The 24,625-nt window shown below is 72.7% G+C and carries 23 protein-coding genes; 11 read left to right on the top strand and 12 right to left on the bottom strand.

Annotation, left to right across the window (positions count from 1 at the left end):
• The first annotated feature begins 198 nt into the window (after positions 1-198).
• Positions 199-1,356, top strand: a complete 1,158-nt coding sequence (locus FED44_RS23530; RefSeq protein ID WP_310738171.1) for a lactate 2-monooxygenase — start codon at positions 199-201, stop codon at positions 1,354-1,356.
• A gap of 10 nt (positions 1,357-1,366) precedes the next feature.
• On the opposite strand, the gene FED44_RS23525 is transcribed toward FED44_RS23530, so the two are convergent.
• From FED44_RS23525 to FED44_RS23515, 3 genes are all read right to left on the bottom strand, one after another.
• Positions 1,367-2,659 carry an MFS transporter gene (locus FED44_RS23525; protein ID WP_244302178.1) on the bottom strand — a complete coding sequence of 431 codons (1,293 nt, stop codon included), beginning with the start codon at positions 2,657-2,659 and terminating at the stop codon, positions 1,367-1,369.
• Between the two features lie 39 nt (positions 2,660-2,698).
• A complete protein-coding gene (locus FED44_RS23520; RefSeq protein WP_138462068.1) occupies positions 2,699-3,061 on the bottom strand; it encodes a MarR family winged helix-turn-helix transcriptional regulator in 363 nt (120 codons plus the stop codon).
• 100 nt (positions 3,062-3,161) lie between these two features.
• The gene (locus FED44_RS23515) at positions 3,162-6,077 is read right to left on the bottom strand and encodes a beta-galactosidase (protein ID WP_138462067.1); all 2,916 of its coding nucleotides are present in this window, start codon (positions 6,075-6,077) and stop codon (positions 3,162-3,164) included.
• Between the two features lie 195 nt (positions 6,078-6,272).
• Between FED44_RS23515 and FED44_RS23510 the strand changes: the two genes are divergently transcribed.
• From FED44_RS23510 to FED44_RS23495, 4 genes are all read left to right on the top strand, one after another.
• Positions 6,273-7,808 carry a circularly permuted type 2 ATP-grasp protein gene (locus FED44_RS23510; RefSeq protein WP_138462066.1) on the top strand — a complete coding sequence of 512 codons (1,536 nt, stop codon included), beginning with the start codon at positions 6,273-6,275 and terminating at the stop codon, positions 7,806-7,808.
• A gap of 35 nt (positions 7,809-7,843) precedes the next feature.
• A complete protein-coding gene (locus FED44_RS23505) occupies positions 7,844-8,794 on the top strand; it encodes an alpha-E domain-containing protein (protein WP_111700922.1) in 951 nt (316 codons plus the stop codon).
• The gene (locus tag FED44_RS23500; protein ID WP_138462065.1) at positions 8,779-9,615 is read left to right on the top strand and encodes a transglutaminase family protein; all 837 of its coding nucleotides are present in this window, start codon (positions 8,779-8,781) and stop codon (positions 9,613-9,615) included. The genes FED44_RS23505 and FED44_RS23500 overlap by 16 nt, the downstream gene beginning before the upstream one ends.
• A 258-nt stretch (positions 9,616-9,873) precedes the next feature.
• The gene (locus tag FED44_RS23495) at positions 9,874-10,950 is read left to right on the top strand and encodes a mechanosensitive ion channel family protein (RefSeq protein WP_138462064.1); all 1,077 of its coding nucleotides are present in this window, start codon (positions 9,874-9,876) and stop codon (positions 10,948-10,950) included.
• An 85-nt stretch (positions 10,951-11,035) separates the two neighbouring features.
• Here FED44_RS23495 and FED44_RS23490 read toward each other — a convergent pair whose 3' ends face one another.
• Together FED44_RS23490 and FED44_RS23485 are read right to left on the bottom strand one after the other, a co-directional pair.
• Positions 11,036-11,341 carry a DUF6401 family natural product biosynthesis protein gene (locus tag FED44_RS23490; RefSeq protein WP_111700919.1) on the bottom strand — a complete coding sequence of 102 codons (306 nt, stop codon included), beginning with the start codon at positions 11,339-11,341 and terminating at the stop codon, positions 11,036-11,038.
• Between the two features lie 112 nt (positions 11,342-11,453).
• Complete coding sequence (locus FED44_RS23485) at positions 11,454-12,467, bottom strand: LacI family DNA-binding transcriptional regulator (RefSeq protein ID WP_208759138.1); 1,014 nt, start codon at positions 12,465-12,467, stop codon at positions 11,454-11,456.
• 398 nt (positions 12,468-12,865) lie between these two features.
• Between FED44_RS23485 and FED44_RS23480 the strand changes: the two genes are divergently transcribed.
• Both FED44_RS23480 and FED44_RS23475 read left to right on the top strand, forming a co-directional pair.
• Positions 12,866-14,488: a GH1 family beta-glucosidase gene (locus FED44_RS23480; RefSeq protein ID WP_138462062.1), complete on the top strand. Its 1,623-nt coding sequence runs from the start codon at positions 12,866-12,868 to the stop codon at positions 14,486-14,488.
• A 90-nt stretch (positions 14,489-14,578) separates the two neighbouring features.
• Complete coding sequence (locus FED44_RS23475; protein ID WP_316246849.1) at positions 14,579-15,415, top strand: SAM-dependent methyltransferase; 837 nt, start codon at positions 14,579-14,581, stop codon at positions 15,413-15,415.
• A 19-nt stretch (positions 15,416-15,434) separates the two neighbouring features.
• Here FED44_RS23475 and FED44_RS23470 read toward each other — a convergent pair whose 3' ends face one another.
• Both FED44_RS23470 and FED44_RS23465 read right to left on the bottom strand, forming a co-directional pair.
• A complete protein-coding gene (locus FED44_RS23470) occupies positions 15,435-16,619 on the bottom strand; it encodes a globin domain-containing protein (RefSeq protein WP_138462061.1) in 1,185 nt (394 codons plus the stop codon).
• A gap of 73 nt (positions 16,620-16,692) precedes the next feature.
• Complete coding sequence (locus tag FED44_RS23465; RefSeq protein ID WP_111700916.1) at positions 16,693-17,121, bottom strand: RrF2 family transcriptional regulator; 429 nt, start codon at positions 17,119-17,121, stop codon at positions 16,693-16,695.
• A gap of 132 nt (positions 17,122-17,253) precedes the next feature.
• Between FED44_RS23465 and FED44_RS23460 the strand changes: the two genes are divergently transcribed.
• Both FED44_RS23460 and FED44_RS23455 read left to right on the top strand, forming a co-directional pair.
• Positions 17,254-17,814, top strand: a complete 561-nt coding sequence (locus FED44_RS23460) for a cysteine hydrolase family protein (protein ID WP_111700915.1) — start codon at positions 17,254-17,256, stop codon at positions 17,812-17,814.
• 131 nt (positions 17,815-17,945) lie between these two features.
• Positions 17,946-18,593 carry a protein-L-isoaspartate(D-aspartate) O-methyltransferase gene (locus tag FED44_RS23455; protein ID WP_244302177.1) on the top strand — a complete coding sequence of 216 codons (648 nt, stop codon included), beginning with the start codon at positions 17,946-17,948 and terminating at the stop codon, positions 18,591-18,593.
• Positions 18,594-18,620: 27 nt separating this feature from the next.
• Here FED44_RS23455 and FED44_RS35980 read toward each other — a convergent pair whose 3' ends face one another.
• Positions 18,621-18,761, bottom strand: coding sequence for a hypothetical protein (locus FED44_RS35980; protein WP_165900687.1), 141 nt, complete (start codon positions 18,759-18,761; stop codon positions 18,621-18,623).
• Between the two features lie 206 nt (positions 18,762-18,967).
• Here FED44_RS35980 and FED44_RS23450 point away from each other — a divergent pair, with 206 nt between their 5' ends.
• Entirely contained in the window at positions 18,968-19,831 is an 864-nt protein-coding gene (locus FED44_RS23450) for an aldo/keto reductase (protein ID WP_111700914.1), read from the top strand.
• An 8-nt stretch (positions 19,832-19,839) separates the two neighbouring features.
• Here FED44_RS23450 and FED44_RS23445 read toward each other — a convergent pair whose 3' ends face one another.
• Positions 19,840-20,694, bottom strand: a complete 855-nt coding sequence (locus tag FED44_RS23445) for an ACT domain-containing protein (RefSeq protein ID WP_138462060.1) — start codon at positions 20,692-20,694, stop codon at positions 19,840-19,842.
• Between the two features lie 100 nt (positions 20,695-20,794).
• Positions 20,795-21,190, bottom strand: coding sequence for a VOC family protein (locus FED44_RS23440; protein WP_222867875.1), 396 nt, complete (start codon positions 21,188-21,190; stop codon positions 20,795-20,797).
• A 150-nt stretch (positions 21,191-21,340) separates the two neighbouring features.
• Here FED44_RS23440 and FED44_RS23435 point away from each other — a divergent pair, with 150 nt between their 5' ends.
• On the top strand, positions 21,341-22,165 hold the full coding sequence (locus FED44_RS23435; protein ID WP_244302175.1) for an SAM-dependent methyltransferase: 825 nt from the start codon (positions 21,341-21,343) through the stop codon (positions 22,163-22,165).
• Between the two features lie 140 nt (positions 22,166-22,305).
• Here FED44_RS23435 and FED44_RS37575 read toward each other — a convergent pair whose 3' ends face one another.
• Positions 22,306-22,923: a TetR/AcrR family transcriptional regulator gene (locus tag FED44_RS37575; protein ID WP_111700910.1), complete on the bottom strand. Its 618-nt coding sequence runs from the start codon at positions 22,921-22,923 to the stop codon at positions 22,306-22,308.
• 17 nt (positions 22,924-22,940) lie between these two features.
• Complete coding sequence (locus tag FED44_RS23425; protein WP_138462058.1) at positions 22,941-24,566, bottom strand: MFS transporter; 1,626 nt, start codon at positions 24,564-24,566, stop codon at positions 22,941-22,943.
• Positions 24,567-24,625: the final 59 nt, after the last annotated feature.

Genomic DNA, 24,625 nt, shown 5'->3' with positions numbered 1-24,625 from the left:
GGCACGCCGCACCGCGGTCGCTCTCCAGGGTGTGCCCCTGCCGCCGCCGCTCCTTGGTAGGAGCTCCGCACAATCACAGCAAAGAACCGTCATCCGGGTGCGGCGCGCGCGAACCCCGCTGACCCCTTCCGTCCCTCTATCAACGCATCGGTTCCGGTAGCGTGCCGTACGGCAGTGATCTGGAGGAATGGAGGCGCGGTGAGCTGGGCGGACTTCCAGTACGAGATCTACCTCAACGGCATGGCGGGCGTCGTGCCGCGCCTGCCCACGGATCTGAACCGGTTGGAGGAGATGGCCGAGCGGCGCCTGGGTCCCGGGCCGGTGGGCTACGTGGCCGGCAGCGCGGGCGGCGGGCGCACCGAGCGGGCCAACCGCGAGGCGCTGGACCGCTGGCGCATCGTGCCGCGGATGCTGCGCGACGTGCGCGGGCGCGACCTGTCGGTGACCGTGCTCGGCCGGAGACTGCCCGCGCCGCTGGCGCTCGCGCCGATCGGCGTGCTGTCGATCATGCACCCGGACGCCGAACCGGCCGCCGCCCGCGCCGCGGCGGCGCTGGGCGTGCCCTTCGTGCTGTCGTCGGCCTCCAGCACGCCGATGGAGGAGGTCGCCGCGGCCATGGGAGACGGCGAGCGGTGGTTCCAGCTCTACTGGGGCCGCGACCGCGAGGTCACCCTCAGCTTCCTCGCCCGGGCCAAGGCGTCGGGGTTCAGCGTGCTCGTCGTCACCCTCGACACGCCGCTGCTGGCCTGGCGGCCGCGCGATCTCGACCAGGCGTACCTGCCGTTCCTGCGCGGCGTCGGCACCGCCAACTACTTCACCGACCCGGCGTTCCAGGCCGGGCTCGCGCGGCCGGTGCACGAGGACCCGGAGGCCGCCGTCCTGCACTTCGTGGGGCTGTTCGGCGACCCCGGCAAGACGTGGCCGGACCTCGCCCTGCTGCGCGAGCACTGGGACGGCCCGATCGTGCTGAAGGGCATCCTCCATCCCGACGACGCCCGGCTGGCCGCCGACGCGGGGATGGACGGGGTGGTCGTGTCCAATCACGGCGGGCGCCAGGTCAACGGCTCGATCGGGGCGGCCGACGCGCTGCCGGCCGTCGCCGACGCGGTCGCCGACCGGCTCACGGTGCTCTTCGACGGCGGTGTCCGCGGCGGGGACGACGTCGTCAAGGCCCTCGCGCTCGGCGCCAGGACCGTGCTGCTTGGCCGGCCGTACGCGTACGGGCTGGGCCTGGACGGCCAGGCGGGCGTGGAGCACGTGCTCCGCTGCGTGCTGGCGGAGACCGATCTCACCCTGGCCCTGTCCGGCTGCGCCGGGCCAGCCGCGCTCACCCCGGCCCTGGTCGCCCGGTTCTGACCCGGCGCGCTCAGGTGGCCGAGCCGAGATCCTCGGCGAGGGCCGACTCCTCCAGCCTCTCCCGCCGGGCGGCGGCGGGGCCGGCTGCGGCGAGCTCCGCGGCCTGGGCGCGCTCGGCCTCGCCGAGCTGCCGGTGCGCGGCGGTGAGGATCACCGCGCCGAGGAGCACGGCGGCGGCTCCCAGGTAGAACGGCGCGTGCTGACTGTCGAATTGCTCGGCGAGCCGGCCCGCGACGAAGGGCGCGAGACCGCCGCCGATGAAGCGGATGAACCCGTAGGAGGCGGAGGCGATCGGCCGCTCCACCGGCGAGACGGTCATGACCGCCTGCGTGGTGACCGTGTTGTTGACGCCGATGAAGACGCCCGCGACGATCACCCCGCAGATCACCACGACCCGGTTCGAGGTGAACAGCGCGATCACCAGGATGTCGAGGCTGAACAGCACGAGGTTGGCGTAGAGCGTGCGGGCGATGCCGAACCGCGCCTGCAGGCGCGGCGCCCCGAAGACGGAGAAGACGGCGACCAGGATCCCCCAGCCGGTGAAGACGAGGCCGAGCTGGTGCTCGTTCAGCTCCATCGGGTACGGCGCGTAGCCCAGGACGGTGAAGAAGCCCCAGTTGTAGCAGAGGGCGGTCAGGCCCAGGATGAGCAGGCCGCGGTGGCGCAGCGCCTTCAGCGGCTCGGCCACGCCGGTCTTCCGCGCCGGGGCGGGGGTGCGTTGCACCAGGGTGACGGTGGCGACCAGGGCGATCGCCATCAGCACCGCGACGCCGTAGAACGGGCCGCGCCAGCTGATGCCGCCCAGGGTCCCGCCGAGCAGGGGGCCGACCGCGATGCCGACGCCGAGCGCGGTCTCGTACAGGATGATCGCCCCGGCGAAGCCGCCGCTGCCGGAGGCGACGATGACCGCGAGGGAGGTGGCGATGAACAGCGCGTTGCCGAGGCCCCAGCCGGCCCGGAAGCCGACGATGCCGCCGATGCTCCCGGACGCGCCGGCGAGCGCGGCGAACACCACGATCAGGGCCAGACCGGCGATGAGCGTGCGCTTGGCGCCGATCCGGCTGGAGACCCATCCGGTGATCAGCATGGCCACCGCGGTCACCACCAGATAGCTGGTGAACAGCAGCGAGACCTGGCTGGGCGTGGCGTGCAGCTTCGAGCTGAGGGCGGGCAGGATCGGGTCCACCAGCCCGATCCCCATGAACGAGATCACGCAGGCGAAGGCGACGGCCCAGACCGCCTTCGGCTGCTTGAAGGGGCTGGCGACGGTGGCATGAGCTACGGGGGCATGAGCAGAGCTCACCGGACCTCCTGGGAGTAGCGAGGGGGAGCGCCCTGGTCCCTACTCGCCGGCCTCGCTCTGGAGCAGGCGGCGGAGCAGGGGGAGGAACTCGCCGGCGATCCGCGTCAGGTCGCGCAGCTCACCGGGGGAGAGCGTGCCGAGCAGCTCGGTGAGCCGCTCCCGGCGCAGGCGGCGCCGCTCGGCGAGCAGCGCGCGGCCGGCGTCGGTGACGGCGACCCGCACCGCGCGGCCGTCGAGGTCGTCGGCCGCCCGGTGCACCAGCCCTTCACGCTCCAGGCGCCGCACGAGCTGGGTCATCGACGGCTGGGTGACGGATTGCCGCGAGGCGAGGACGCTCAGCCGCTCGGGGCCGTTGCGGTCCAGGTACGACAGGGTGGCCGCGGCCGTGAGGCTGCCCGGAATGCTCCCTCACGTGGGGTCCGGTGCGGGGTCTGGGACGAAAAGAGCCGCCCGCGTACCGGCCAGGAAACGGTACGCGGGCGGCCCGCCACTGCCGTGGCGCTCAGCGGGCGAGCGGGTACGACGGCCCAGGGACGTCCGGGACGGGCACCCCGCCGCGCACGGCTCCGTACGCGAACAGGCCGATCGGGCCGGGCCCGCCGCCGGCGGCCGCGGTGGAGGTGACGGCCAGGGCGAGCGTGTTGTGACCGTGCCCGCGCAGCAGCCCGGCGGGCAGCACGAACTCCTTCTGCGGCCCGATGTCGCCGCCGTACTGGCCGACGTTCCAGCCGTTGAGGTAGATCAGCGTCCGGGAGCCCGCCGGGACGGCGCCGCCGAAGCGCAGGCCCACGGAGACGTCCTGGCCCTCGGGGAGGTCGAGCCGGAAGCCGGTGCGGTACCACGTGACGCCGGGCGCGAGCGGCCGTCCGGCCGGGGCGGCGATCTCCTTCCAGGCGCGGTCGGGGTAGCCGGGCAGGTGCCAGCCGGAGCGCTCGCCGTACAGGCCGCCGGTGTTGAGCGGCCCGCGCACCGGGTCGGCGAGGTCTTCGCCGCCGCGGGCGCCCTGGATCTTCCAGGCGATCGCCGCCGCCCCCTCCACCGCGGCGGCGACCAGGCCGCGCGGCTGCTTGAACCGGTTGTCGTCGGCCGTCCAGTCGTCGTTGTGGCCCATGTTCTGCACCAGTACCGCCAGCGTGGCGGTGCGCCCGGGCTTCAGCAGGCCCGCGGGGACCGCGAAGCGGCCCGGCCCCGGCTCGGGGTTCGCCGCGTCGACGTCGGCCTGGGTGCCGCCCGCGGCCGAGCCGAGGTAGCGCCCGTCGAGCCAGACGAGGTAACGCCCGCGCCTGCCGGTGATCGCGTTAAGCGCCACGGCGGTCTCCGCGCCCGTCGCGGTGAAGCGGCCGCGATACCAGACGTCGCCGTAGTGGAAGCCGTAGTCGTCGGCGTACAGCACCGGCCCGGCCTTCGGCTTCATCGGGCTCTCGGTGGTGGCCTTGTCGGCCGTCCGCCAGGACGAGTCGTCGAACCCGGGCGCGGCCTCCGGCGCCTCGTCGTGGACGCGCCACCCGGTGAGCGCGGGCAGGCGCGCGGCCTCGCGGGGTCCGGGCACCCGGCCGAGCAGCGATCCGCTCGGCGTCCGGGTGACGCGCACGTCCGTGTCGCCCGGGTCGCCGGCGAGGCGCAGCCGGGAGGCCCGCGCGTCGGCGAACACCTCCACCTCGCCCTCCCGGGCGGTGTCGGCGGTGAGCCGTACGGCACCGCCCTCGACGGCGGCGGACCGGACGAGGGACGTGCCCCGCACCAGCACCGGGGCGGCGTCGGTGCCCGCCCGCCAGAACGTCGCGGCGGTCTCGTCGGTGCCCAGCAGGAGCAGCAGCGGCCGTCGCCCGCCGCCCGAGACCAGCACGCGGGCGAGGCCCTGATGCGTGTAGTCCAGGCGGAGGTCGCCGCCCTCGAAGGCCCAGCGGACGTCGCCCTCCAGCACCTTCACCTGCGGCGGGGTGGAGTAACGCAGGATCGTCGCGCCCGGGGAGCCGGCCGTGCCGTAGAGCACCGCGACGTCCCGGCCGCCGACGAAGGCGTGGGTCATGATCTCCGAGCTGGACGCCGCCAGGCGCTGGCCGCCCAGGTCGTACGCGCCGACCAGGACGTGCGCGTCGCGGCCCCTGACCTGCACGGGCAGGGCGTACGTGCCGTCCGGGACGGTCCACGAGAGCGTGGCCGCGTCGGTGGTCGTGGCGGCGCGGTCGGCGTGCCGGACGAGCGCGAACCGGGTGCCGGTGTCCGGGTTCGCCCGGGCGACGACCCCGATGGCCGGATTGTCGGTCCCGGGAGCCGCCGCGGGGTCCGTCTTCGCCAGCGGGGCGACGGCCTGCAGGAAGTAGCCCTGCCGCTTGAACTCGTCGTACTTCGCCGTCGGCTGCCGGGCCTCGTTCACGGCGGCGCCGTAGTCGTACGACGTGTAGACGTCGTTGGGCTGGGCGAGGAAGCCCCAGTTGGTGCCGCCGAAGCCCATGTAGTAGTTGAACAGCGTCGCGCCGCTCACCAGCAGGTTGGACTTGTAGAAGAACTTCATGTACGCCGGGCCGGTCAGGTCCCGGCACCGGTCGTAGCCCGCGTTGTTCAGGTCGATGGCCCCCGCCTGGTACTCGGCGGCGAACACCGGGGCGTCGTCGCGGAGCCTCTCGGTGACCCCCTCGCCCCACGGGCCCCACACGGTCTCGGCGTTGGCGCAGTCGAAGGACTGCGGATAGTCGTCCACGCCGGGGATCTGGACGGCGCCCGGCCCCTCGGCCCAGGTGGAGCTCCAGTCGGCGGCGTCGCAGCAGTCGTTCGTGGTGATCGGCACGTCGATGCCGTCCGCCCGCGCCTGGTCCTGGATGTCCTGCATGTACGCCGCGTCGGTGTTGGCGGCGTACTCGTTCTCCGCGTTGTAGAGGATCACCGACCCGCCGCGGCCCACCTGGTGCCTCGCGATGATCGGGTTGATGTGGTGGAGCCAGTCGCGGTACGCCTGGGTGAACCCGGCGTCGCTGCTGCGGCCCCGGCCGGGCACGTTCTTCAGCCATCCGGGGAACCCGCCGCCGGTGGTCTCCGCGTTGATGTACGGCCCGGGGCGGGCGACGACGTACAGGCCCGCCCGCTCGGCCGTGCGCAGGAAACGGTCGACGTCGCGCACTCCGGTGAAGTCGTACACGCCCGGCTTGGGGGAGTGGTAGGCCCAGTCGAAGTAGACGGAGACGGCGTTGAACCCGCCGGCCCTGATCTTCTCCAGCACGTCCCGCCACAGGCCGGGGCTAGGCAGCCGGAAGTAGTGGATCTCGGCGGCCTGCACGACGACCCTCCGGCCGTCGATCATGAGCGAGTAGTGGTCGTAGGTGACCCGGGGCGCCGCGGGGGCGGCCGCGGCCGGGCCCTGGAGCGGCGCCGGCAGGAGGACGAGCAGTGCCGCGAGCACGGCCAGGACCTTGCGCACCATTACCGGCCTTCCGATCGTCGGGGCGGGGGTGTCTCCTCGTGCGATCTTCCGGGATTAGTTTGACTAGCGCCCCAACAAACGTCAACGGTTACGGAGCGGCGGAAGGGCGCGGGCTCACGTCACGGCAACGCGCGCGGCACGGGGCTGATACACGGCGAGCCGCCGGGCGAAACATCGCTTGTCTAACCTCCGCACATGGCGGACATCTTTGACTCGTACGCACTGGCCGACGCCTGGGACGAGATGTTCGAGCGGCCGGGCGTGCCCCGGCCGGCGTACCAGGCGCTGTTCGCGGCCCTGCAGCCCCTCGGGGCCGAGGAACTCCGCTACCGGGCCGACCAGCTCGCCCGGGTGTTCACCGACCGCGGGGTGACCTTCGACTACGCGGGGGAGGAGCGGCCGTTCCCGCTCGACCTGGTCCCCCGGGTGCTCGACGCGGCCGAGTGGGACCTCATCGCCAGAGCCGTACGGCAGCGCGTGCGGACTCTGGAGGCGTTCCTCGACGACGTGTACGGCGAGCGCCGGGCGTTCCACGACGGCGTGGTGCCCTGGCGGCTGCTGCACTCCTCGCCGCACTTCCACCGGGCGGCCGACGGCATCGCGGCGCGCGTCCGCGTGCACGTCGCCGGAATCGACATCGTCAGGGACGAGGACGGCGGCTTCCGGGTGCTGGAGGACAACGTCCGCACGCCCAGCAGGGTCAGCTACGTCCTGGAGAACCGGCTGGCGATGAGCCGTACGCTGCCGGCGCTGTTCGCCGAGCAGCGGGTGCGGCCGGTCGAGGAGTATCCCGCCCGCCTGCTCGCCGCGCTGCGGAGGGCCGCTCCCGAGCACGTGACCGACCCGGCCGTCGTGATCCTGACGCCGGGCGTCCACAACGCGGCCTACTTCGAGCACGCCCTGCTCGCCCGCCTCATGGGCGTCGAGCTGGTCGAAGGCCGCGACCTGGTCTGCGAGGACAACCGGGTCCACATGCGCACCACGAACGGCAGGCGCCCGGTCCACGTGATCTACCGGAGGGTGGACGACGACTACCTCGATCCCCTCCACTTCCGCTGGGACTCCACCCTCGGCTGCCCGGGGCTGCTCAACGCCGCCAGGGCCGGGCACGTGACGATCGCCAACGCCGTCGGCAACGGGGTCGCCGACGACAAGCTCGTCTACACGTACGTGCCGGACCTCATGCGCTACTACCTGGGCGAGGAACCGCTGATCGGCAACGTCGAGTCCTACCGCCTGGAGGACCCGGAGACGCTGGAGTGGGTGCTGTCGCGCATCGGCGACCTGGTGCTCAAGCCGGTGGACGGCGCCGGCGGCAAGGGCATCGTGATCGGCCCCCGGGCGTCGGAGGAGACGTTGCGGGAGCTGTCGGAGACCGTGCGGGCCGACCCGCGGGGCTGGGTGGCGCAGCGGCCGGTCGCGCTGTCGACCGCCCCCAGCCTGATCGGCGACCTGCCGCGTCCCCGGCACATCGACCTGCGGCCGTTCGCGGTCAACGACGGCGACGACGTCTGGCTGCTGCCCGGCGGGCTCACCCGGGTCGCGCTGCCCGAGGGAGAGCTCGTGGTCAACTCCAGCCAGGGCGGCGGCTCCAAGGACACCTGGGTGCTGCCCGCCGAGGGCGGTCCCGTGCCCGGTGCGGTGCCGGGTCCGGCTCCCACCGCGGTGGCCGGGCCGCCGCCGTGGTGGGAGCCGAGCCGCGGCGCCGCCTGGGACGCCGGGCAGCAGTGATCGGCGGCACCATCACCCACAGAAGGGAGAGGGCAGTGGCGAGAGACCTGCTGAGCCGGATCGCCGAGACCCTGTACTGGATCGGGCGCTACGTCGAACGCGCCGACGACATCGCCCGGATCCTCGACGTCTCGCTGCGTCGCGCCCTGGCGGGCGAGGACGACGCGACGGCGGTCTTCGCGATCCTCGGCCACCCGCTGCCCGTCCCGGACGCCGGCCCGCCGACGGCCGCGACGATGGTGCGCCGGCTCGCCTACGACCCGGCCGATCCCGGCTCGATCGCGGGCTGCCTGCGCGCGGCCCGGGAGAACGCCCGGGGCGTCCGCGAGATCATCTCCACCGAGGTGTGGGAGTGCCTCAACGTCACCTGGAACGCCCTGCCGGAGACGCGGGCCGCCGCCGAACGGCTCGGGCCGCACGTGTACCTGCGGTACGTCAGGGAGCGGGCGGCGCTGCTGGCCGGACTGGCCGACGCCACGATGAGCAGGGACGACGGGTGGCGGTTCCTGGTGCTCGGGCGCAGCCTCGAACGGGCCGACATGACCTCGCGCCTGATCGCCGTGCAGACCGGTCTCCTCGCCGATCCGGCGGCCTGGCGGATGCTGCTGGAGGCGTGCGGCGCCGACGAGTCGTTCACCCGCACGCACCGGGGCGACAGCACGAAGGTGCTGGAGTTCCTGCTGCTCGACCGGTTGTTCCCCCGGTCGGTCGTGCACGCCCTCGCCACCGCCGAGCGGTGCCTGGCCGAACTCGCCCCGAACCAGGGCCGCGCGGGCACGGCCGACGCCGCGCGGGCCGCGATCGGCCGGGTCCGGATGACGCTGGAGTACGCCGACACGGCCGCGCTGCCCGCCCGGCTTCCCCGGCTGCTCGACGAGATCCGGGAGGCGGGCGCGGCGGCCATGCTCGCGATCGGCGACCGGTTCTTCCCCGGCGCCGCCCCGGCGGGCTGGGTGAGGGGAGGCTCCTCGTGGGCTGGCGCGTGAAGATCAGTCATGTCACCCGGTTCGACTACGACGGCTCGGCCTCCGCGTCGTACAACGAGGTCAGGATGACCCCGCTGAGCGACCGAGGCCAGACCACGCTGGAGCGGCGGCTGGTCGTCCGTCCCTCGGCGCCCGTCTGGACCTACACCGACCACTGGGGGACGATCGTCGGCGTCTTCGACCTGCCCGCGCCGCACCGGTCGCTGACCATCGAGTCGTACGCCCGGGTGGACACCTCCGCCGCGCCGCCGCTCGGCGTGCCGCCGGCCCGGGACGACCTGCGCGCGGCCGGCGGGCCCGTGGGCGAACTGCTCCGGCCGACCCCGCAGACCGCGATCTCGCCCGGGCTGGCGGCGGACGCCCGGGAGCGTGCGGAGGGGCTGGACGCGCACGAGGCGGCCGAGGCGCTCGCGTGGCACGTCAACGAGCGGATCGCGTACGTGCCGGGGGCGACGGGCGTGCGCACCAGCGCGCAGGAGGTCTGGGAGCACGGCAAGGGCGTCTGCCAGGACATGGCGCATCTCACGGTGGCGCTGCTGCGCGCCGCGGACATCCCGGCGAGGTACGTCTCGGGATATCTGCACCCCCGGCCCGAGGCGGAGATCGGCGAGGCGGTCGCCGGGCAGAGCCACGCGTGGATCGAGTACTGGACGGGAGAGTGGAACGCCCTCGACCCGACCAACCGCACGAGAGGCGGCGAGGCCCACGTCGTCGTCGGCAGGGGCAGGGACTACACGGACGTGCCGCCCATCAAGGGCGTCTACCAGGGCATGGTCTCCGGACGCCAGGAGGTCGTGGTCGAGGTCGTCCGCCTGGCCTGAGCGGACCTGAGTCGCCTGAGTGAACCTGAGCGGGTCCTGAGCGGGCCTGGGCGCGGATGGTTCGCGCGTTTTCTGCCGCTTTTTTCGGTGCTTTTTCGGCGCGGCCCCCGCGGCGTGTGACCTGCGTCATCGCCGGGAAGGGCGGTCGCCGTGCGTGCGGGGGCGGACACCGGCCGCGAATGAGACGCGGGTCACCGGGTAGCTGCCGCCCTCGTAGGTCCCCGCCCCGGCGGTGGAAGGCTCTGAACAGGAGGACTTATGGCCGCTCCGGTCGACTGGGGAAGAGGAGTGGCCGACGCCTGGTCGTCGGTCGTCACCTTCGTCCCCAAGTTCCTCGCATTCGTCGTCGTCCTGGTGGTGGGCTGGCTGGTCGCCAAGGCCCTGCGCAAGGTGGTGGACGCCGTACTCGAACGCGTCGGGTTCGACCGCTGGGTCGAACGCGGCGGCGTGGGACGGGTGCTCGCGCGCAGCAAGTACGACGCGTCCGACCTGCTCGCGAAACTGGTCTACTACGCGATCCTGCTGGTGACGCTGCAGATCGCCTTCTCCGTCTTCGGCCCCAACCCGGTCAGCGCCCTGCTCGCCGGCGTCGTGGCCTGGCTGCCCAAGGCCGCCGTGGCGATCGTGATCATCGTGGTCGCCACCGCCATCGCCAGGGCCGTCAAGGACATCGTGAGCGCGGCGCTGGGCTCCCTGTCGTACGGCAGGACGCTCGCCACGATCGCGTCGGTCTTCATCATCGGCCTCGGCGTCATCGCGGCGCTCAACCAGATCGAGGTCGCGACCACCGTCACCACGCCGGTCCTGATCGCCTTCCTGGCGGCCGTCGCCGGAGTCGTCATCGTGGGCGTCGGCGGCGGGCTGGTGCGGCCCATGCAGCAGCGCTGGGAGCACTGGCTGAACCGTGCGGAGGTGGAGACCGAGACCATCCGCGCCCAGGCGGCCGCCTACAGCCAGGGCCGCTCCGACGCGATGGAGACCGTCCACGTGCCGCAGGAGGCCATGCCGCGGGAGACCTACCCGCGCCAGACGGCCGGCGCCTTCGCCCAGCCGGCGCGCACCGCGTACCCGCAGACCGCCGGCTCCCCGCAGGCCCCGGTGTCTCCGCAGCCGATGTCCCCGGAGAGCCCGACCACGGGGTACCCGCAGGAGGGCGCGTACCCGCAGGAGGGCGCGCCGGCCGCTCCGGGCGCGGCGACCACCCCGATCAGCCCGGCGGACCCGCGCGGTCGGTCGGCGCGCAGTGAACCGAACCCCGGTCAGGCGGCCCCGGGTGAGGCGGGTCCCGCCTCCTCGTGGCCCACGCCGCCGGAGGAGCCTCCGCCGGTGCGCTGACCGCCGTCTCCTCCGTCGCGTTTCGCGGGGCGTCCCGTCCAGGGGCGCCCCGCACCCGTTTCAACCGGGCGGGGCCGGCGTGGCGTCAGGCGGGTTCGGCGGCGGTGTCGAGCAGCAGGCAGACCGCGGTCATGCGCAGGACGGCGAAGTCGAGCGGCTGGTCCGGCCCGGGCGTCCGCCAGCCCTTCTCCTGGGCCCCGTCCCAGAAACCGATCAGATAGGCGAGCAGCGAGGACGGCCCGACCCGCTCGCCGAGGCCCGAGATGGCCTGCCGGACGGCGGCCATGTGCTGGTCCAGCGAGGCGAGGACGCCCGGGTGCTGGTGCCGCAGGTCCAGCACACGCTGCGCGAACTCGGCGCGGATGCGGACAGGCCAGGAGTGCTCGGACACGTGGGTCTCCGGGGGTGAGGCACAGGGATGCCCCATCACGATAAGCGGCTCCGGCGGCGAATTCGCCCGAAACCGCTCTTTTCGCCGGGGAACCGTCCCGCCACGGCGGCCGTCAGATCGCGCGCGTGCTGGAGCCCCGTACGACGAGTGTCGTCGGCAGGATCCGGGCGGGCGGGGCGTCGGCGCCGTTGATCATTGAGACCAGGGCCTCCGCGGCGGCCGCGCCGAAACCGTCCTTGTCCTGGGCGATCGTCGTCAGGCCGGGGGGCACGAGGGCCGCGACCTCTATGTCGTCGAACCCGACCACCGCGATGTCCTCGGGCACCTTCAGTCCGGCCTCGGCGATCGCGCGCAGCGCGCCGACGGCCATCTCGTCGCCCGCGACGAACACCGCGTCGGGCCGTTCGTCCGTCTCCAGCAGCCGCCGCATCGCCGCCTCCCCGCCGGTGACGTAGAAGTCCCCCTCGGCCACGTGCTCGGGCCGGTACGGCAGGCGCAGCAGGGCCAGTTCCTCCTGGTAGCCCTGCAGGCGCTCCGCCCCCGGCCGGGTGTGCGCGGGCCCGGTGATCGTGGCGATGGCCTGCCGGCCCTGCTCGTGCAGGTGCCGTACGGCCTGGCGGGCGCCGCCCACGTTGTCGGAGGTCACGTATGTGGCCTTGGGGCCCTGCACGGGACGGTCGAGGCTGACGCAGGGCACCCCCGACTCGGCGAGGTGCCGCAGCGACGGATCCCAGGTGCCGCTGTCGATCATCACCACGCCGTCCAGGTTGTGCCTGCGGGCGGCCCGCACGTACGCGTCGTCGGTGTGCTCCCCGCTGGTGGCGAGCATGAGCAGGTGATATCCGCGCCCGCTGAGCGCCGTCTTCAGGCCGATCAGGATCTCCTGGAAGAACGGATGGCGCCAGCCGGGGCGGCGGTGGTCGGTGTCCCACAGCAGGCCGACCATGAAGGACTTCTTGGTGGCCAGCGTGCGCGCCGACTCGTTGGGCAGGTAGCCGATCTGGCGGGCCGTCCGCAGGACCTGCTCCCTGGTTTTCGCGTTGACTACCTCGGGATTGTTGAACACTCGGGAGACGGTCGCCGGGGACACGCCGCACAGGCGCGCCAGCTCTCTGATCGTTGCCACGGACCAAACGCTATCGCATCTCGCTGTAACCGGTTTCATGGACCGTTCTCACAAAGTACGTACTTCCTGGGCCGCTCGCAACCCGTAATCGAAATTTCCCACAGTTACGTTTCTGTGACTTGACACATTCCCTTCTTCTTAGGTGTGATGTCGGGCATCGGCCGACGCTGCTTCGTTGCCACGGGCTCGGCCGCTGTCGCCATCTCGCAGCCGCATCCCTTCTCCTGTGAAGGAGTCCAGGTGTCCGCTGCGAAACTCCGCCTGCCCGCGCGTCCGGTCGTCGTCCCGTACGGCGATACCCGCGGCTTACGGAGGAACGGATCCATCGCCCGCACGGCCGGTCTCGGCGCGCGGGCCGATCACTCGTGCGCGGGCGCCGAGTCTGGAGCGATCACAGGATGACGGCGATCGAACACCGCCCCGCCGGGCCGCGGGCCTTCCCGGCCGGCTTCGTCTGGGGTACGGCCACCGCGGCGTACCAGATCGAGGGGGCCGTCGACGTCGACGGCCGGGGGCGCTCGATCTGGGACACCTTCTGCAGGATGCCCGGCGCGGTGGCGCGGGGCGAGTCAGGTGAGATCGCCTGCGACCACTATCACCGCTGGCAAGAGGATGTCGATCTCATGAAGGAGCTGGGGGCGGCCGCCTACCGATTCTCCGTGGCCTGGCCGCGCGTCCTGCCGGACGGGCGCGGGCCGGTGAACCGGCGCGGCCTCGACTTCTACCGACGCCTCGTCGACGCCCTGCGCGAGGGCGGCATCGAGCCGTACGTCACGCTGTACCACTGGGACCTGCCCCAGGCGATCGAGGACCGCGGGGGCTGGCGGGTCCGCGAGACGGCGGAGCGTTTCGCCGACTACGCGGAGGTGATGTACGACGCGCTCGGCGACTCGGTGTCGAACTGGATCACGCTCAACGAGCCGTACTGCTCGTCGATCGTGGGGTACGGCGAGGGCCGGCACGCGCCGGGCGCGACGGAGGGGCACGGCGCACTGGCCGCCGCCCATCACCTGCTGCTCGGTCACGGCCTCGCAGTCGCGCGCCTGCGGGCGCTGGCCCGGCCCGACCAGCGGGTCGGGGTGACGCTCAACATGTCGCCCACGGTGCCGGCGACCACCTCGCCGGAGGACGCCGCGGCCGCGCGGCGGATGGACCTGCTGGTCAACCGGCAGTTCACCGACCCGCTCTTCGGCGGCTCCTACGCCGCCGACATGGCCGAGACGTTCGGCCGGATCACCGACTTCTCGTTCCGGAGGGACGGCGATCTGGAGACCATCGGGACGCCGGTGGACTTCCTCGGGGTGAACTACTACTACCGGCTGCACGTGGAGGCCGCGCCCTACGAGGAGGCCGACCCGGGCCGCCGTACGGCGTTCGACCTCGGGGTGCGCACCGTCACGCCGGAGGACGCCCGCACCAGCGGGCTGGGCTGGGTGGTGGAGCCCGAGGGGCTGTACGAGACGCTGGTCGGCCTGACCACCCGTTATCCGGACCTGCCGCCGGTCTACATCACCGAGAACGGCTACGGCGACGACGGCGTGCTGGAGGACGCCGGGCGCGTCGACTACCTGCGCGACCATCTGGCCGCGACCCACGACGCGATGACGGCGGGCGCCGACGTGCGGGGCTACTTCGCCTGGTCGCTGATGGACAACTTCGAGTGGGCCCGGGGGTACTCCGCGAGGTTCGGGCTCGTGCACGTGGACTACGAGACCCAGGAGCGCACGCCGAAGTCCAGCTTCCGCTGGATGCGCGAGTTCATCGCCGATCCCGTGATCGACGGCCCCCTGGCCCCCGAGCCGCTGTTCATCGATCCCGTGATGACCGATCCCGTGATCGCCGGGCCCGTCATCGGGGACCCCGGCGTGGTCGGCTACGGCACGGGTGGCTACGGCAGGGCTCACTACGGCTACGGCCCGGACGACTTCGACGTCGCCGATCCCGTCGCCGCCGGTCCGCCCGTCGACGTCCTGGTGGCGGGCACTCCCCGGGGCGACCGTTCGGGGGGCGACCTGGGCTGACCGACCGGCCGAGGCCCCGCTCGACAGCGGTCAAGTATGTCGGTCAATTCCCATTTTGGTGCGCCGAATCCCGATTTGTCGGCTACTTTGGTGATCAAAGTACGGCACGGCATCAGGGGCAGCACGATGAACTTGGAGCAGGGGCCGCCGGGGATCGACGTCACGGTCCCCAGCGTCGCCCGGATCTACGACTACCTCCTCGGCGGCAAGGACAACTTCGCCGTCGACCGGGCGGCGGCCGAGAAGCTCATCGAGCTGACTCCGAACGCGCGCGAAGGGGTCCGGAGCAACCGGCGCTTCATCCGCCGGGCCGTGACCCTCATGGCCGAGAAGGGCATCCGCCAGTTCCTCGACATCGGCGCCGGGCTGCCGACGCAGGAGAACGTCCACGAGGTCGCGCTGCGCGCCGCCCCCGGCTCGCGGGTGGTCTACGTCGACAACGACCCGATCGTGCTGACCCACGGCCGGGCCCTGCTCGCCGACAACGCCACGACGATCGTGGTCGACGGCGACCTGCGCGACCCCGAGGGCATCCTCGGCGATCCCCGGATCAACGAGCACCTCGACCTCAGCCGGCCCGTGGGGCTGCTCATGGTCGCGGTGCTGCACTTCATCCCCGACGCCGGGAGCATCGTCGCCACCCTGCGCGACCGGCTCGCCCCCGGCAGCGCGATGGCCCTCAGCCACCTGTCGTACGGCGACCTCGACGAGGAGAAGATCCGCGAGGGGCGCGAGCTGTACAAGAGCACCTCCGCCGCCGGCGTCACCCCCCGGACCCACGCCGAGCTCCTGCGGTTCTTCGACGGGTTCGACCTGGTGGAGCCGGGCCTGGTGGTGACCGAGGACTGGCGTCCCGAGCCCGACGAGCCCAGGCTGCCGAGGATCCCCGGCGTGGACGGCTACGCGGGCGTCGGCCTCCTGCGCTGACCTCCCCGGCGGGACCGGATCAGTCCCCGGCGATCCACAGGTCGGGGCCGAAGACCTCGTAGCGGATCTCGGACGCGGACACGCCGCGCGCCGTCAGCTGCGCGCGTACGGCCCGCATGAACGGCAGCGGCCCGCACAGGCAGGCGGTGACGCCCGCGGGCAGGTCGACCGCCGACAGGTCGGCCCGGCCGGCCGACGGAGCCGGACCGCTCAGGTCCTGTTCCGGCAGGTTCTCGTACCACCGGTGTAGGGTGGCGCCGGGCAGGGCCGCGACCAGGTCCGCCAGTTCCTCCCGGTGGACGTGGGAACCGGGGGAGCGGTCGGCGTGGACGACCACCACCCGCCGGCCCGACCCGGTGGCGACGAGGTGATCGAGCATCGACAGCACGGGGGTGACCCCGATGCCCGCCGAGGCGAGCAGCAGCGCGCCGTCGCCCTCCGGCAGGGTCAGATCGCCGAAGGGCGCGGAGACGTCGAGCACGTCACCGGCCCGGACGTGCTCGTGCAGCCAGGTCGAGACCTCTCCCTCGGGCGCGCTCCCGCCGCGCACCCTCTTCACCGTGATCCGCCAATCGCCGCGCTCGGGGGCGTTCGACAGGCTGTACTGCCGGATCTGCCGCGCGCCGTCGGGCAGCGTGACCCGGACGCTGACGTACTGGCCCGGCAGGAACGGCAGCGGGGCGCTCGGGCGCAGGAGGAAGGAGGCGGCGTCCGCCGTCTCGTCGCGCCGCTCGGTCACCGTGGCCCGCGTCCAGCCCCGGCCCGCCTCGCGGTAGAGGTCGCGCTCCAGGCCGATCAGCGTCTCGGCCATGAGCCAGTAGACCTCGTCCCACGCCTGGGCGACCTCGGGCGTGACGGCGTCGCCCAGCACCTCGCCGATGGCGCCGAACAGGTACTTGTGCACCACGGCGTACTGCTCCTCGGTGACGCCGAGGGAGGCGTGCTTGTTGGCGATCCTGGACAGCATCGTGCCGGGAAGCCCGCCCGGGTGGTCCACCAGCGCGGTCGCGAACGCGGCGATCGAGCCCGCCAGCGCGACGCGCTGCTCGCCATTGGCCTGGTTGCCCCGGTTGAACAGGTCGCGCAGCAGCTCGGGGTTGTCGGCGAACAACGTGTCGTAGAAGCGGGCCGTGATGCTCCGGATCGCGCCCGCGATCACGGGCAGGGTGGCGCGGACGGTCGCGGCCGACTCCGGGGACAGCATGATTCCTCCAAATTGGTATCTAATATGCGTATTAAAAGGCATGGATCTGCCGGACTCTTCCCGCGTACGCGGGTCAGGAGAGGCCGAGCAGCACCGGCCCCGACGGCGAGGAGACCAACTGGTCGACCGTGACCGGATCGAGGGAGGCGTAGAAGGCATGCTGCGCCGCGCGCAGCGCGCCGCGCAGGCGGCAGGCGGCCCGGAGTGGGCAGGGGACCTCCCCTTCGCAGGTGACGACCTCCTCCTCTCCCTCCAGTTCGCGGACCAGCCAGCCGATCGACGCCGTACGGCCGAACCGGGTCAGTTCCAGCCCGCCCCCGCGTCCCCGGCGGGCCTCCACGACGCCGAGGTGCTGCAGGCGGGCGATGGCCTTGGCGGTGTGGTTGTAGGGAATCGCCATCGCCTCGGCCACCTGGCGGGTGGTGAGCGACGTGCCCTCCTCCAGGACCGCCAGGCGCATGGTCACGCGCAGGGCCAGGTCCGTGAACTTCGTCAACCGCACGTCTCGACCCTAGCAAATCGGTATTTTGCACTCCAATTTGGGTGGGCCGGACGTTCCGGTCCGGCGAAAATGTCGGTAGCCGGTCCTAGGGTTGGGCGGCGACAGGATCCGTGACGAAAGACGGGAACACCCATGACAACCCTGGCCGAACGCCCGAACACCGCGCTGCTCGTCATCGACGTCCAGAAGGGGGTGGTGGCGGGCGCGCACGACCGCGACGCCGTGATCGCGAACATCGACACCCTGATCGGCAGGGCCCGCGCGCAGGACGTGCCGGTGATCTGGGTGCAGCACTCCGATGGGCGCGAGTTGCAGCGGGAGAGCGAGGCCTGGGAGTACGTGCCGGAGCTGGTGCGGCGTGACGACGAGCCGCTCGTCCACAAGATCTACGGCGACTCGTTCGAGGACACCGATCTGGAGGCGCGGCTCGCCGAGCGCGGAGTGGGCCGGGTCGTCGTCACCGGCGCCCAGACCGACGCGTGCATCCGCTCGACCCTCCACGGGGCCTTCGTCCGGGGCTACGACGTGACGCTGGTCGGCGACGCGCACACCACCGAGGACCTAACCGCCTACGGCGCTCCCGCTCCGGAGCAGGTGATCGCGCACACCAACCTCTACTGGCAGTTCCAGACCGCGCCCGGCCGCGGCGCGGCGACCGTCCCCACGGCGGAGGTCGACTTCGGCACCCCCTGAGGCGTCCGGACATCCCGAGCCGTTCGGACGGCCTGAGCCGGTGGCGCGGTTCCGGGGCCGCTCAGGGGGCATCACCGGGGGAGAGCGGGCCGCTGGAGGGGGAGGCGCGCTCGGCGTCGAACGTGAGCGTGGTGGACGTGACCGCAGCCGCCTGTCCCGAAGACCTCGTCCGGGCCGTCCGGGCGGCGGGGGTCCGTGACGAGCGCCTGCTCCGGGCGGTGCGCTCGACTCCGCGGGTGGGATTCGTCCCGCCCGCGCACGCCGCGCACGCGTACGAGGACGCGCCGATCCCGATCGCGCACGGGCAGGTGACGACCCAGCCGTCCCTGTCGGCGACGATGATCGAGGGACTGGCGCTCACCGGCGTGGAGCACGTGCTGGAGGTCGGCTCCGGCCTCGGATACCAGACCGCGCTGCTCGCCCGCATGGCCGGCGACGTGGTCGGCGTCGACCTGTGGCCCGACCTCGTGCGGGCGGCGCGGCGCAACCTCGCCCGGCAGGGCATCCGCAACGCGGAGGTGCGGGTCGGCGACGGCGGCCAGGGCGTGCGTGAGCACGCTCCCTACGACGCCGTCATCGTCTCGGCGGCGTTTCCCACGGTCCCCGCGCCGCTGGTCGAGCAGTTGCGGCCCGGCGGGCGGCTGGTGCAGCCCATCGGCACCGGCGGCCGGGAGGAGGTCGTGCTCTTCGAGCGCACCGTCATCGGCCTCGAACCCCGTCAGGTCCTCACGCTGGCCAGTTTCGTCCGCCTGCACGGCCGCTTCGGCTACCCCTCCTGACCGGTGCGGTGGCGGACGGACGGGCGGTCAGGCCTCCGGTTCGCCCTCGTGCACGTGGTAGGTCCTGGTCCACGAGGCTCCGCAGCGGCAGCGGGTCAGCTCCAGCAACCGGCCGTCCTCGGTCACGGCCAGGCCGTCGTCGAGGCGGACGTGAACATGCACGCTCATGGTTGTGCCTTTGCTGTCGGCGAGCCCCGGCGGCGAACCCGGGACCTCTCGTGCGCTTCGTACCAATATAGGTTGGCCTGTTCGTGAACTATCCGTATTTGGGTAGATATGTTCCGATGTAAGGAGGATCTTCGGATGGCGGGCTTGATACGGGACCCGCAGGATAGGGGACACGTCTCTGTCTCTTCTCGCAAGGAGGATCCTTCATGCGGACTCGCCGCATCGGTGATCTCGGGGTCGGCGCGATCGGTCTCGGCGGCATGCCGATGTCGATCGAGGGGCGGCCCGACGAGCAGCGCTCCATCGCGACCATCCACGCGGCGCTGGACGCCGGAGTGACGCTGATCGACACGGCCGACGCCTATCACCTGCACGCGGACGAGGTGGGCCACAACGAATCGCTGATCGCCCGCGCCCTGGCAGGCTACGGCGGCGACACCTCGGACGTGCTGGTAGCGACCAAGGGCGGCCACCTGCGCCCGGGCGACGGCTCCTGGACGAAGGACGGCTCGCCCGAGCACCTGAAGCAGGCGTGCGACGCCTCCCTCAAGCGGCTGGGGGTCGAGGCGATCGGCCTCTATCAGTTCCACCGGCCCGACCCGCGGGTGCCGTACGAGGAGTCGATCGGGGCGCTCCGCGACCTGCTCGACGCGGGCAAGATCCGCTACGCCGGGATCTCGAACGCGAACCCCGACCAGATCCGCCAGGCCGGCGACATCCTCGGCGGTCGCCTCGTGAGCGTGCAGAACCAGTTCTCGCCCGCGTTCCGCTCCAGCGAGGCCGAGCTCGAACTCTGCGCGCGGATGGGCATCGCCTTCCTGCCGTGGAGCCCGCTGGGCGGCATCTCCAAGGCCGGCGACCTGGGGTCGCGCTTCGCCCCGTTCGCGGAGGTCGCGAAGGCCCACGAGGTGAGCCCGCAGCAGGTGTGCCTGGCCTGGATGCTGGCCAAGGCGCCGGTGGTGATCCCGATCCCCGGCTCGTCGCGGCCGGAGACGATTCTCGACTCGGTCAAGGCGGTGGACCTGGAGCTCACTCCCGAGGAGCTGGGCCGCCTCGACGCCGCCGGCTGAGCGCCGTCTCACTCGCCGGGCCAGTCGTCGGCCCACTGACGGTGCCGGGCCGCCGCCGCGAGCGCGGCGGCCCGCGCCGCCTCCGTCGGCGTAAACGGCAGGTCCCGTCTCGTCACGACCAGGGCGGCGCCGGGATTCACCGGAACCGTCATCACGGTGTTCGGCGTCCTGTCCGGAGCCGGCTCACCGGGCTCCCGCCACCGGACGTCCGTCGTACGCAGCAGTTCCGTCATGGCCGGGAGCAGCTCGCCCGGATCGTCCCGTACGCGCTGACCCAGCAGCAGCGCCTGGATGCCGGGGTCGATGAGGTCCTTCACCTGGGCGGGAACGATGACGGCGTCGGCGCCGCCGGCCGCGTCGACGGCGCGCCACAGGTCCTGCGGAGTGAGCGAGGCCGGGGCCTCGACGACGAATTCGTCCAGGGCGTCGCAGCCTCCCCGCGTCATCGCCGCGCTGCCGGCCGGGGCGATCTGCAGGGAGAGGATGTTGCAGCCCAGGCGGGCGAAGGCCCCGGCGAGCGCGGCGAGGCGGCCGGGGCGCTCAGCGACCCTGGCCCGCACCCGCCACAGGCTGGTCGCGTGATCCGTGCCCGGGCGGACGCGCCCGCGTACGGCCCCCGGAACCGACAGTCTCTTGTGCACGGCCGAGCCGACGATCAACGCCAGCCCGACGCCGACGAGCACCACCGGGCCGGGGTCGCGGTGGCCGAGCAGGGTGGCGAGCACGTGGGCGAGCCCGACGGCGAGGAAGAGCGCGGCCAGTTCCGCGATCTCCCGCCGCCAGGATCGGACGCCGTGATGCCGGGGAAGCGGGCCGGGAGTCGGATGGCCGCTCTCGTCGGCGGCGTTTCTCGGTTCGCTCATGCCCAGAAGTCTGACCCGGCGCTGTTACGCGGTCACCGTGCGTGGAATGTCGTCCGCATTAATCCGCTCTCACCGGGCCGCCGCCCGCATCACCGGATCATCACGGTTCCGGTGTGGAGCCGTCCGTCCTGACCCAAAGGCAGAAGGGATGCCCCGCGGGGTCGAGGAGGACCCGCACGTCGTCCTGGGGCTGGTGGCCGGCGAGCGTCGCCCCGGCGCCGGTCGCGTGCGCCACCGCCGTCTCCAGGTCGTCCACCTCGATGTCCAGGTGCAGCATCATCCGCTGGTCTCCCGGACCGGCGGGCCAGACCGGCCGGACGTACTCCTTCTCGGTCTGGAACGACAACCCGGCGCCGCCTCCGGGCGCGTGCATCGTCACCCAGCCGGGTTCGTCGGAGTCGATCGTCCAGCCCAGCATCCGCTGGTAGAAGGCCGCGAGCTCCCGCGCGTCCGGCGCGTCGAGCACCGTCGCGGACAGGGTCATGCGTGGCGTCACGCGTCCTCCCGAAATCGTCCCGAGATCGTCGTCCGGCCGCTGCCCCGCGCGCCCTTCTTCAATCCCGGAGCGTGACCCGAGGGTGATGATCTTCCGTCGGCTCCTCGCCTACAATGCATGAAAGCGGTTCCACAGGCGAGGGGCAGACGCTTGGACGATTCGAGGCGGGCACCGGAGGGCGTCGATCCCACCGTCCCGAACATCGCCCGGATGTACGACTACTACCTGGGCGGCAAGGACAACTTTGCCGCCGACCGCGAGGCCGCCGAGAAGATGCTCGCCATCGGGCGGCAGATGGGCAACGACGGACGGGAGGTCGCCAGGGAGAACCGCGGCTTCCTGCAGCGTGCCGTGCGGCACCTGGCCGAGTCGGGGATCACGCAGTTCGTCGACATCGGCGCGGGCCTGCCGACGCAGGAGAACGTCCATCAGGTCGCGCGGCGGCACGCCCCCGGAGCGCGGGTGGTGTACGTGGACAACGACCCGGTGGTCCTCACGCACGCGCGGGCGCTGCTGGCCGACAATCCCGAGACGATCGCGGTGGCCGGGGACGTGCGGGACCCGGACGCCGTCTTCGACGACCCGGAGGTGCGGGCCCACATCGACTTCGCCCGGCCGTTCGCGGTGCTGCTGGTCTCGGTGCTGCACTTCGTCACGGACGACGAGGACGCCGACCGGATCGTCGCCCGGATCCGCGAGCGGATGGTCCCGGGGTGTCACCTGGTGCTGTCGCACATCCTGACGACCGACGAGGTGGCCGAGGAGGTCGTCGAGGAGAGCAAAAAGGTGTACGCGGCCACCTCCTCCGGCGGGCTCGTGGGCAGACCCTTCAAGCGGATCGAGGCGTTCTTCGACGGTCTGGAGATCCTGGAACCCGGCCTCGTGCCCGTGCAGGCGTGGCGGCCCGACGTTCCCTGGGAGGTGCAGGCCGACGACAGGACCGGCATCTTCGGGGCGGTCGGCGGCATGCCCTGACCAGCCGTCCCCGCCCGTCCCCTCCCGTCCTCAGGCGTCCCCCCTTGTCCCCGGGCGAACGGTCCCGGCGGCGACGAATCGACGGCGGGTCAGCACAGGGCCCGGGTCAGCACAGGGCCCGGGTCAGCACAGGGCCCGGGTCAGCACAGGGCCCGGGTCAGCACGTCGAGAGTGAGTTCGACGATCTTCTCCGGAGGCTCCGCTCCGGGGCCCTCGGCGGGCGGCGTCCCGTGCCCGGCGAGGTCCGGTTGCAGACGGCGGGCCCCCGCGCGGACCACGCCCCAGGCCAGGTCGGCCCGCAGCGCGGGATGGTCCATCCCGGCCTCGCGCAGCGCGTCGGCGAGCGGCGCGGTCAGCTCGCCGTGCAGTTCCTCCACCCTGATCCGGCACTCCTGCGGCAGCCCGATCGCCTGCAGCGCCGGGATCAGCGCGTAGTCGGGGCTGCCGACGAAGTCGAGCGCCGCTCTGCCGTACGCGCGGATCCGGTCGGGCAGCGGGCCGCCGGCGGGCGCGACGGCGGCGCGCAGACGCGCTGACCAGCGGGGAAAGGCGTCCTCCACGAGCTGGGCGAGGATGTCGGCGGTGGAGGCGAAGTAGCGGTAGACGCTGGAGCGGGCCAGGCCGATCCGGGCGCCGACGGCCGCCGGGGAGAGCGCGTGGACGCCCTCGGCGGCCAGGATCTCCCGCGCCGCGTCGAGCAGGGCGGCGTGCTGGTTGGCCCGGTGGTCCGCGACGGTCGCCGCGCTGATCCTCGGCATCTCCCCCTCCAGGGCTGCTACGTCTTCGGGTCGCGCCCTCCAGTATCGGGCCCCGCCGCCGCCACCGGTTCTCCCGGCTCGTCCGGTTCGTCCGGGGAGGCCGGCGTACGGGGGAGGAGAAGCGTGGCGCCGACCCCGGCCAGCAGCGCCAGCGCCGTGATCAGCGCGACCCTGCGGGTCGCCTCGGCGGCGCCCTCGACCGCCGCCGCGTGGATCGCGGGGTCGCGGATCGAGGGGATGGCGGCGCCGGCGCTCTCCTCGACGACGCGCGCCACGCCCGCCCGCACCTGCTCGGGCCGGTCGGCCAGCCCGCGCTCGACGGCCGAGCCGAGCCCGGCCACCAGCACTCCGCCCAGGACGGCGACCCCCAGGGCCGCGCCGAGCTGGCGGATCGTGCTCTGCAGGGCCGAGGCCCCGCCGGAGAGGTGGGCCGGCACGTCGGCGAGGAGCACGCCGGTGAGCTGGGCCGTCGCGAAACCGATGCCCGCGCCGTAGAGCAGCAGCCACGGCACGAGCCGCCAGGGGCCCATGCCGGGGGTGAGGGACAGGCCGATCCCGGCCGCGCCGACGGCCTCCATGCCGAGGCCCGCCCGCACGATCGCGCGCGGCGACCACCGCTTCGACAACGCCGGGACCAGGCCGCCCGCGAGGAAGGTCCCGAGGGCGAGCACCGCGATGACCAGCCCGGCGCGGAACGCGGTGTAGCCGAGCGCGGACTGCAGGAAGAGCGGCAGCACGAGGATCATGCCGAACTCGCCCAGCGCCACGATCACCGCAGCCATCGAGCCGTACCGGAAACTCGGCAGCTCGAACAGCGTCAGGTCGACCAGCACGGGCCGCCCGGCGCGCTCGCGCCGCCGTTCGAGCACGACGAGGGCGGCCAGCGCGACGACGCCGGCGCCGAACGCGAACGGCACGGGCGAGACGCTCTCGAAGCGCAGGCCGAACAGGTCCGCGGTCCGGCGCGGCGCCAGCCAGCCGTACTTCTGGCCCTCGATCAGCGCGAAGACGACACCGGTCGTGCCGGTCACGGCGAGGACGAGGCCAGCGAGGTCGGCGCCCGCCGCGTGCCCGGCCCGCGACTCGGGCACGCGCAGCGAGCCGAGCAGGAGCAGCGCGGCGATCGGCAGATTGATCCAGAACGCGGCGCGCCAGCCGTACTCGGTGACGAGCCAGCCGCCCGCCAGCGGGCCGGCGGCGGCCATACCGCCGATGATGGAGCCCCAGACGGCGAAGGCGATCACCCGTTGCCGTCCCGTGTAGATCTGGTTGATGATCGCGAGGGTCATCGGGACGGCCATCGCGGCCCCCACGCCCTGGACCGCGCGTACGGCGATCAGCATGGGCCCGTTCACCGACAGCGCCGCCAGCACGCTGGCCAGCAGGAAGACCGCGACGCCCAGGGCGAACAGGCGGCGCCTGCCGTGGAGATCGCCCATCCGCCCGAACGGGATGAGCAGCGCCGCGAACATCAGGGAGTAGACGGAGTTGATCCATTCCACGTCGGTCGCGCCGAGGCGTAGGTCGGCGAGGATCGCGGGCACCGCCACGTTCACGATCGTGGCGTCGATGACCACCATCGACACGCCGGTCGCGAGCACGACGAGGGGAAGCCAGCTTTGACGCGAGTTTGGCGACGGCATGTCGCGAATATAGCAACAACCTGTCGCCAACTGACCCGCCGAGCCGGGTGCCGGCGGCC

Source organism: Microbispora triticiradicis (assembly GCF_005864065.1).
Lineage (GTDB): Bacteria > Actinomycetota > Actinomycetes > Streptosporangiales > Streptosporangiaceae > Microbispora > Microbispora triticiradicis.
Note: the sequence above shows the minus strand (reverse complement) of the source record. Positions and strands in the feature narration are given on the sequence as shown.

Excerpts from the sequence above, each read along its gene's own strand:
- FED44_RS35980 (WP_165900687.1), bottom strand. The coding sequence starts at position 18,761 with ATGAGCGTGCATGTTCACGTCCGCCTCGACGACGGCCTGGCCGTGACC.
- FED44_RS23495 (WP_138462064.1), top strand. The coding sequence starts at position 9,874 with ATGGCCGCTCCGGTCGACTGGGGAAGAGGAGTGGCCGACGCCTGGTCG.
- FED44_RS37575 (WP_111700910.1), bottom strand. The coding sequence starts at position 22,923 with ATGCCGAGGATCAGCGCGGCGACCGTCGCGGACCACCGGGCCAACCAG.
- FED44_RS23515 (WP_138462067.1), bottom strand. The coding sequence starts at position 6,077 with ATGGTGCGCAAGGTCCTGGCCGTGCTCGCGGCACTGCTCGTCCTCCTG.
- FED44_RS23450 (WP_111700914.1), top strand. The coding sequence starts at position 18,968 with ATGCGGACTCGCCGCATCGGTGATCTCGGGGTCGGCGCGATCGGTCTC.
- FED44_RS23480 (WP_138462062.1), top strand. The coding sequence starts at position 12,866 with ATGACGGCGATCGAACACCGCCCCGCCGGGCCGCGGGCCTTCCCGGCC.
- FED44_RS23460 (WP_111700915.1), top strand. The coding sequence starts at position 17,254 with ATGACAACCCTGGCCGAACGCCCGAACACCGCGCTGCTCGTCATCGAC.
- FED44_RS23510 (WP_138462066.1), top strand. The coding sequence starts at position 6,273 with ATGGCGGACATCTTTGACTCGTACGCACTGGCCGACGCCTGGGACGAG.
- FED44_RS23425 (WP_138462058.1), bottom strand. The coding sequence starts at position 24,566 with ATGCCGTCGCCAAACTCGCGTCAAAGCTGGCTTCCCCTCGTCGTGCTC.
- FED44_RS23470 (WP_138462061.1), bottom strand. The coding sequence starts at position 16,619 with ATGCTGTCCCCGGAGTCGGCCGCGACCGTCCGCGCCACCCTGCCCGTG.
- FED44_RS23445 (WP_138462060.1), bottom strand. The coding sequence starts at position 20,694 with ATGAGCGAACCGAGAAACGCCGCCGACGAGAGCGGCCATCCGACTCCC.